This is a genomic window from Verrucomicrobiota bacterium (assembly GCA_027622555.1).
Classification (GTDB): Bacteria; Verrucomicrobiota; Verrucomicrobiia; order Opitutales; family UBA2995; genus UBA2995.
This window is the reverse complement of the sequence record JAQBYJ010000186.1, coordinates 1-7533: the sequence shown is the minus strand read 5'-3', so window position 1 is coordinate 7533 and position 7533 is coordinate 1. Positions and strand designations below refer to the sequence as shown.

Annotated in this window: 6 protein-coding genes; 4 read left to right on the top strand and 2 right to left on the bottom strand. The window is 50.0% G+C overall.

Annotated features, from left to right (window positions below):
• The 3 genes from O3C43_24120 to O3C43_24110 all read left to right on the top strand — a co-directional run.
• Window positions 1–215: IS630 family transposase (locus O3C43_24120; GenBank protein ID MDA1069573.1), on the top strand; the 215-nt coding region annotated here is incomplete at its 5' end.
• Between the two features lie 57 nt (window positions 216–272).
• Window positions 273–1391: an SMP-30/gluconolactonase/LRE family protein gene (locus O3C43_24115; GenBank protein MDA1069572.1), complete on the top strand. Its 1119-nt coding sequence runs from the start codon at window positions 273–275 to the stop codon at window positions 1389–1391.
• A 95-nt stretch (window positions 1392–1486) separates the two neighbouring features.
• On the top strand, window positions 1487–3076 hold the full coding sequence (locus tag O3C43_24110; GenBank protein MDA1069571.1) for an NAD(P)/FAD-dependent oxidoreductase: 1590 nt from the start codon (window positions 1487–1489) through the stop codon (window positions 3074–3076).
• A 42-nt stretch (window positions 3077–3118) separates the two neighbouring features.
• Here O3C43_24110 and O3C43_24105 read toward each other — a convergent pair whose 3' ends face one another.
• Window positions 3119–4135, bottom strand: coding sequence for an alpha/beta hydrolase (locus O3C43_24105; protein ID MDA1069570.1), 1017 nt, complete (start codon window positions 4133–4135; stop codon window positions 3119–3121).
• 22 nt (window positions 4136–4157) lie between these two features.
• Window positions 4158–5126 carry an aldo/keto reductase gene (locus O3C43_24100; protein ID MDA1069569.1) on the bottom strand — a complete coding sequence of 323 codons (969 nt, stop codon included), beginning with the start codon at window positions 5124–5126 and terminating at the stop codon, window positions 4158–4160.
• 856 nt (window positions 5127–5982) lie between these two features.
• On the opposite strand from O3C43_24100, the gene O3C43_24095 reads away from it, so the two are divergent.
• Window positions 5983–7521, top strand: a complete 1539-nt coding sequence (locus tag O3C43_24095; GenBank protein ID MDA1069568.1) for a DUF1587 domain-containing protein — start codon at window positions 5983–5985, stop codon at window positions 7519–7521.
• Window positions 7522–7533 lie beyond the last annotated feature (12 nt).

The following is a 7533-nucleotide window of genomic DNA, read 5'->3' as shown; positions in this document are numbered from 1 at the left end:
TCAATATGGTGGAACGGTTTTTTCGCGACCTCACTGACAAGCGTCTCCGCAGAGGCGTGTTCAAGAACGTTCCAGAGCTCATCAACACAATCAACGATTACATTGGGCAACACAACGCAGCCCCCAAACCCTTCGTCTGGACCGCCAGCGCGAAGGATATTCTGGAAAAAGTAAAGTGGGCTCGTGCAAAGCTTGATATGTTACAGACTGCTTGATGCACTACACTAGGTAAGTTAAATGATAACCTGTAAAATCCTATTATAAATACAACCATGAGAGATCCGTTTCAAGACACAGAGAATCCTTTTCCACGAACATCAAAATTGGAAAGAAGAACCTTCCTCGGAATGCTGTTGGCTGGTTTAGCCTCCAAAGCCATCGCACGCGAATACGGCACCGGTGCTCCTCCCGTACGATACCCGGATCCTCATGTGGTGGTTATTGATCCACGGTTTGCAAAATACAAACTCGGGACCACTCATATCCAACGACTTTATCACAACGAAAATATGCTCTGGGCAGAGGGTCCGGCGTGGAATGGTGTTGGGCGTTATCTCGTTTGGAGCGACATTCCGAACAACCTCCAGCTGCGATGGTTGGAGGAGAATGGTCATGTGAGCACATTCAGAACCCCGAGCGGAAATAGTAACGGCAACACCTTCGACTATCAAGGTCGGCAAATCTCCTGCCAGCATGGCACTCGCAGAGTTGTTCGTTACGAGTATGATGGCAGCGAAACTATATTGGCTGAAAGTTTTGAAGGAAAATCTCTCAACGCTCCGAATGACGCGGTGGTGCACCCCAATGGAGACATTTGGTTTACCGATCCCGGCTACGGCGCTCTCATGAATTATGAGGGAACCCGCATTGACACCGGTTCCCCTCAACCCATTCAAAAAGAAGCGGTTTATCGCATTGATGGTAAATCGGGCAAGTTGACCAAGGTGACAGACGATATCGTCAAACCCAATGGCCTTTGCTTTTCACCGGATTACAAAAAGCTGTACGTCGCCGATACGGGCATGAGCCACTACCCGGACGCCAAACCTGAAATCAAGGCGTGGGATGTGATCGATTCCACAAAGCTGGCCAAAGGTCGTTCATTTGCATCGATGAAAATGGAGCTCAACGGAGAAACCGTAGCGGGCTTGGCGGATGGAATTCGAGCAGACGCAGATGGGAACATCTGGTCCAGTGCGGGTTGGGTTGGAGAAGGTTATGACGGCGTTCATATTTTCGCTCCAGACGGCGATCGCATCGGACAGATCCTTCTTCCCGAGATTTGCAGCAACGTCTGTTTTGGAGGCACCAAACGGAACCGTCTGTTTATGACAGGTAGCACCTCGCTATACTCGGTCTACGTGGAAACAAAGGGTGCCCACATTGCCTAGCAACTTCGTTCGATTGAGTAGAACAAGGTTAATGGTTTCTAATAGGGCGGATGAACATCTGCTCGATTCAATTTTGAACGGATAACTCTACCCGCATGGCCGCAATTAAAACGAATTACGACGTCGCCATCATCGGTGGAGGACACAATGGACTGGTATCCGCGTGCTATTTAGCGAAGGCCAGCTTGTCGGTGTTGGTGCTGGAACGGAATGCGGAAATGGGCGGCGCAACACGATCAAAGCAAGTCTTCGACGGAGTGGATGCGCGACTCTCCGTTTATTCTTACCTCGTCAGCCTCTTCCCGCAAAAGGTCATCGACGAGCTCGGTCTGAATCTGGAGTTTAGGTCGCGCAGAACAGCGTCGTGGACACCTTCGATTGAGAACGGAAGTTACAGGGAGCTGTTAATTCGCAACGACGATTCTGCAGGGAACCGAAGTGCCTTTCTCGAGCTCACCGGAAACGAGAATGACTATAAGGGCTATCTCAAGCTCCAGGAAATGCAGAGTAAGTTGGCCTCCATCATTTGGCCAAGCCTGACATCTCCTTTGGTATCCAGAAATGAAATGCGGGGTCGAATGGACCTTGAGGGAGAACGGGCATGGCAGGCTTTGATTGAAGAACCGCTCGGGAATGTCATTGAAGAATTGATTTCAGATGACCTGATTCGAGGCGTCGTTTTTACAGACGCAAAAATAGGAGTATCAACTTTTCCGCATGACCCTACTCTGCTTCAGAACCTGTGCTTCCTGTACCACATCATTGGACAAGGAACAGGTGAATGGCGCGTTCCAGTGGGTGGCATGGGGACCTTGGTGGACGAATTGGTACAAGTAGCAAAATCCACTGGACGGGTAACCTTCGCAACCAACGCCAAAGTCAACCGAGTCAGTCCGGGCCGCAATCGTTCGTCCCTCCGTTTTGACGCTGGCGAAAAGGAGCAGGAGGTCGACGCGAGATTTGTTCTTTGCAACGCGTCATCCCAAGAGCTGGAAATAATGCTTGGCGATAATAGTAGCCCAGATGAAACTCTAATCGAAGGAGCAGGATTCAAGATCAATATGCTGCTTGAGAGGCTTCCACAATTGCGCTCGAATCGTTACAAAACTACGGAGGCGTTCGCAGGTACCGTTCACATCGATGAGGGTTATGAGCAGATGCTTACAAGCTACAACGAGAGTATGGCTGGTAAAGTTCCTTCGCCGCTTCCAGGGGAAATCTACTGCCATACACTGACAGACAACTCCATCCTTTCAGAGGACTTGAACAAGCACGGTTTTCAAACCATCACCCTCTTCGGTCTCGATTTGCCCTATCGCCTTTTTGAAAATGACAACGATCGCGTCCGAAACGAAGTGATTAAAAAATACCTGGACGGCATCAATCAGTTTCTGAAGGAACCCATCGAAAGTTGCCTGGCAAAAGATATGCACGGAAATTCCTGCATCGAGGCGATGAGCGCAGTCGACCTGGAAAGCAAAATCCATCTTCCCAAAGGTAATATCTTTCACGGTAATCTCACTTGGCCCTTCGTAGAAACAAAAGAAGAAGCTGGTCAGTGGGGAGTTGAAACCAGGCATCCGAATATTCTCCTTTGCGGCTCCGCTGCGAAACGAGGTGGAGCAGTCAGCGGCATTCCCGGTCACAACGCCGCGATGAAAGTGCTTGGCGCCAGGGAGAAGTAAAAGAGTGCGCGGCACCGATTTCCCCCTCCGTTATACCCATCGTCAATTCGCGAAACCATTCAGCTTCATCCAGTCCAGCATGCGTTCACGCCAGGATGAAATGGGCAATCCTCGCTGACGAATCCCATAGCCATGACCGCCCTCCGAATAAACATGCAACTCGGCTGGAATTTTGGCATCGAGCAAGGCCAAATAAAACCGCGCGCTGTTTGCTGAAGACAGATTGTCGTCATTTGCATGTACGAGAAAGGTCGGTGGCGTGGATTCCGAAATGTGCTTCAGAGGCGAGAATTTCGCCACCCGATCTGGCGTGGAGTCCGGTCCAAACATACGTTCCGTGAAACTCGCCTCGGACGCTATTCGTTGGTCGAGCTCGATCAGTGGATATATGGGAGCCATGAAGTTGGGTCGGCAGCTCTGGCGTTGAACCGGGTCCGACGCGCAGACTTCTCCGTCATCCGAAATCGTACCCGCAGCCGCTGTAAGATAACCACCAGCCGAGAATCCCATTACGCCAACGTTCGAGGGATCCAGTTTCCATTCTTTGGCGTGGTGTCGCACGAGTCTGATCGCGCGCAGGCAATCGGGAACCGAGGCGTTGTAGACATGGAACCCACTGGCGGGATGAACGACCCGGTATTTGACGACGATTCCGGCGATGCCCTTTGAATTTAGCCAGCGGGCGATATCGTGTCCCTCTTTATCGATGGCGAGGTGTGAAAATCCGCCGCCTGGCAAAATGACGATGGAGGTTCGTTGCGCGTTGGGTTTGGCCGGGAGATAAACCGTCATCGTTGGATGGGAGATATCTTTGACCGAGCGGTCCACCTTTGTGTCCGTCCCGTCTGTGATAGGTCGTTCGGTCCAAACCTCTTCTAGCGTCACCGATTTTCCTCCGGGCAACCCGTTAGGCCAAAGAGGAATCTCGATGGGCGCATCAGCCGCTTGTAAGGCGGGCCCAAAAACGATACAGAAAAAGGTGCAAACGATCAGGGAAGTGGGTTTCTTCATGGCGACGGATTCTGGTGATTCATTGGCCTGAGGCAACTTCCATGTCACGAGATGAATTTACTGTTTTGAACTACTTCTTTTTGCCACTGGCATCGGGTGGTTTCGGACTGCCGGGGCCGACGGTATTGCGAACGGCAAAATAATCCTCGCGCGACAGGCGTTTTCCGATGGCTCCAACAGCTTCCTCGATTTGTAGCGGAGTTTTGATTCCGCATATGGCCACTTGAATGGATGGATGCATCAGCGTGGCGGCAAGGATCAATTGGTAGATCGTCAGATCATAACGTTCAGCGATGGGCTTCAGGCTTTGGACTTTGGCACACAATTCCTTGAATCGGTCGCCCTGGAAGTCGGGATCATTTCTACGAAAATCGGTAAATGTCTCCTCGCCGCTGTACTTTCCTGAAAGCAAACCTTTATGCATGGGCGAGTAAATCATCACACCGATATTTTCCGATTGGCAGTAGGGAATTAAGTCCGTTTCTCCCGCTGGATCTATTAGGCTATAAGGCGGTTGTACGACGGAATAGGGACCATGCCTGCGCTGCGCACGACATTGTTCCACCGAGTGATTACTCAAACCTAAACTCCGTACTTTGCCCTGCTCTTTCAGCTCTTGGAGAACACCGGCTATGTCGGCAAACGGTGTCAATGGATCGAATAGATGGAGGAAGTAAAGATCGATGGTTTCGACTCCCAATCGCTTCAACGACAACTCGCATCGTTCCGCGATGTGCTCGGGCGACAAGTCAGGGTAGCGGGAACCATCCGGCTTGAAGCGATTAAACACTTTCGTCGCAATAACCAGCTCGTCTCGAGGAAGCTCCTGGATTACTTCGCCAAGCACTGTTTCGGCGTAGCCATCGCCGTAGGCCTCAGCTGTGTCGAAAAAGTTGATACCTTTTTCGAAAGCCAGTTTCATCGCCGCCATGGCTTCGTCCTTGGATTGCTCTCCCCAAAACCGCGGGCTCAACTGCCAGGTGCCAAAGGAAATTGGCGAAACAGACAGACCGCTCTCTCCCAATCTTACGCGCTCCATCTGCAGGTCCTCCTTAATTCGCTGGTAGGTGTTTCAGGTTCTAGATCGTTTGCGAGACAGAAGATTATTTGAGAGATATACATGGTTTAATCTCCTATGATTTGAGAGGGAGGTTGATACTCTGTCACGCCTAAAGCCGTATGGCAGGCACAAGTGTACCAGTAAATCCGCGCTTGTCTTTGAACCTAACAAATAATCGAAAAGGCGCGAAAATAGAATGACCGTCTTGTTTCGCGTAATTTAGCACTTTTCGTTGTTCATATTTTAATTTGGTCCGTAACTGGCACATCTTACTCCGACCACCAAATAAACAATCTATGGGAATTCTTTTTTCTCTGCTTACTCTGTTGGCTTCTGTTCAAAAAATAAGTTCAAAGAAGAATTCTTTAACTACGAAAAGCACTGAATTACGCTAAAAACCGAAAGCAGACTCCTGTTCAAATAAAAAAATGAACGGACAAACCTTTCCGGATATCGGACCGCTCGGCGATCGGTCCCTACCTCATGATTCGTGTCACTTGGTGTCCATTCGTGGGTTCATATTTACAATATCTGTGCCCATCTGAGTAATCTGTGGTTAAACTTTGGTTGCGGCTCTGCTGCTCTAAGCCATCAGTGGTTCAATTTTAAAAACCGGTATTATTGTAACTACGAAATACGCGAAATGGCGCGAAATTCCATGAGGCAGTAATAAGTCATTTAAACAGAAGGAAACGGAGGAGATTCCAGGCCAGTGTAAATCAGTGCCATCAGTGGTTCTGCTATTTTTATTGTTAGACAATCCGGTTCAAGTCCTCAATTAATTTCTTTTTAGGAATCGTTGGGTTCCTCCCTACCTTGAAGTCCACCCCTAAGCATGTTCAGACCTATTTCAGATTCCATGTGGAAACGTTGCCTTACTATTTCCCTGGCATGCGTCTTGCAGAATGCCACGGTTCAGGCCGAGCCTGGGTCAACTCTCCCCTCGCTTGAGAAAGTCAGGAAAGCAGGAGCCATACAATCCAGTTTCAAGAAACAACAGACGCGGCCCCACAGCAAGGGAGCTCCGGAGCCTTCGCTGGACGTATTTCGTAAAGAGATTGAGCCGGTGTTGAAGGAGACGTGCTACAAGTGTCACGGCGAGAAGAAGCAGAAAGGTGATTTCCGTATCGATACCTTGAACCCCGATCTTTTCCGCGGGGGTGATGTGAATTGGTGGTTGGACGTCATGGATGTGGTGACCAATGGCGAAATGCCTCCGGAGGACGAAGAAGAGATGACCGACGAAGATCGCAGTACAGTTATTGAATGGCTCACTTCCGAAATCCAGGTGGCTTCCCAGATGCGCCGCAGTGAGCAGGGACACTCGTCCTTTCGCCGCATGACGCGTTACGAATACAACTACGCGCTGCAGGATCTGCTCGGGCTTTCTTACGACTTCGCCAAGGATCTGCCGCCGGAAACGAATTCGGCGGACGGTTTTGAAAATAGCTCGGAGATGCTCCAAATGTCGGTCATGCAGTTTGAGTCCTACCGCGAGATCGGGCGCAAGGCACTCCAGAAAGCCACCGTGCGCGGAGAGCAACCGGAAACGCTTTACTACGGCATCACCATGGACGAGGGTGCCACCCAGATGGAGATCAAATATTTCCAGGATTTGGAAACAGCCAAAAAACGAAATGAGAACGATCCGGCAAAGCTAAAACGAGCTTTGGAAACCGTAGAAGAGAGACATGATTTCAACCCAGTTAACACGCACTTCAAGAATTTGCACACCAACAAAGGCATCAAAGCCACGTGGCGTTACAGCGGTGCCAAGCAGTCTTATTCACCCAGTCTCACCAAACTTGAGGTGCCCGCGCTTTCCCCGGATGTTTTGATCATCCCGATCGGCAAAGACCAGACTATGGATCTGGGCGATTTCCTACCGGACACCGGGATCCTTCAGGTTCGCGTAAGAGCGTCCCATGTCTCAACCGAAAAAGGAAAATTCCCAAGTCTTCGATTACAGTTCGGAAATCAGCCGAGTAATAACTCCGAAACCACCGTGCAGGTCGATCATCCCGATATTGCCATTAAGGCCTCACCAGAGGATCCACAATTTTATCAGTGGGAAGTTCCGCTCAGCGAATATCCCCGCAATTTGTATCGCGGGAATACTGTGATGGGCGACACACCGAACCCCACCGAATATCTCGTATTTCAAAATGTAACTCAAAGCCTGGCCAAGGGTACGAAAGCCGACATACAGATCGACTACCTGGAAGTAACGACTCCCTACTACGAACAATGGCCGCCGGAAACTCATACCCGCATTTTCATCGACAGCAAAAACAAATCGAAGGAGCTCACCTATGCGACACGGTATAATTATTTAGAGCGTATAATGCGTATGGTTACAGGGATTGATAAATAAACTTGCCCTCGG

Bases quoted from the DNA above. Each gene is read 5' to 3' on its own strand.
- O3C43_24115 (MDA1069572.1), top strand. From the start codon at position 273: ATGAGAGATCCGTTTCAAGACACAGAGAATCCTTTTCCACGAACATCA.
- O3C43_24110 (MDA1069571.1), top strand. From the start codon at position 1,487: ATGGCCGCAATTAAAACGAATTACGACGTCGCCATCATCGGTGGAGGA.
- O3C43_24100 (MDA1069569.1), bottom strand. From the start codon at position 5,126: ATGGAGCGCGTAAGATTGGGAGAGAGCGGTCTGTCTGTTTCGCCAATT.
- O3C43_24095 (MDA1069568.1), top strand. From the start codon at position 5,983: ATGTTCAGACCTATTTCAGATTCCATGTGGAAACGTTGCCTTACTATT.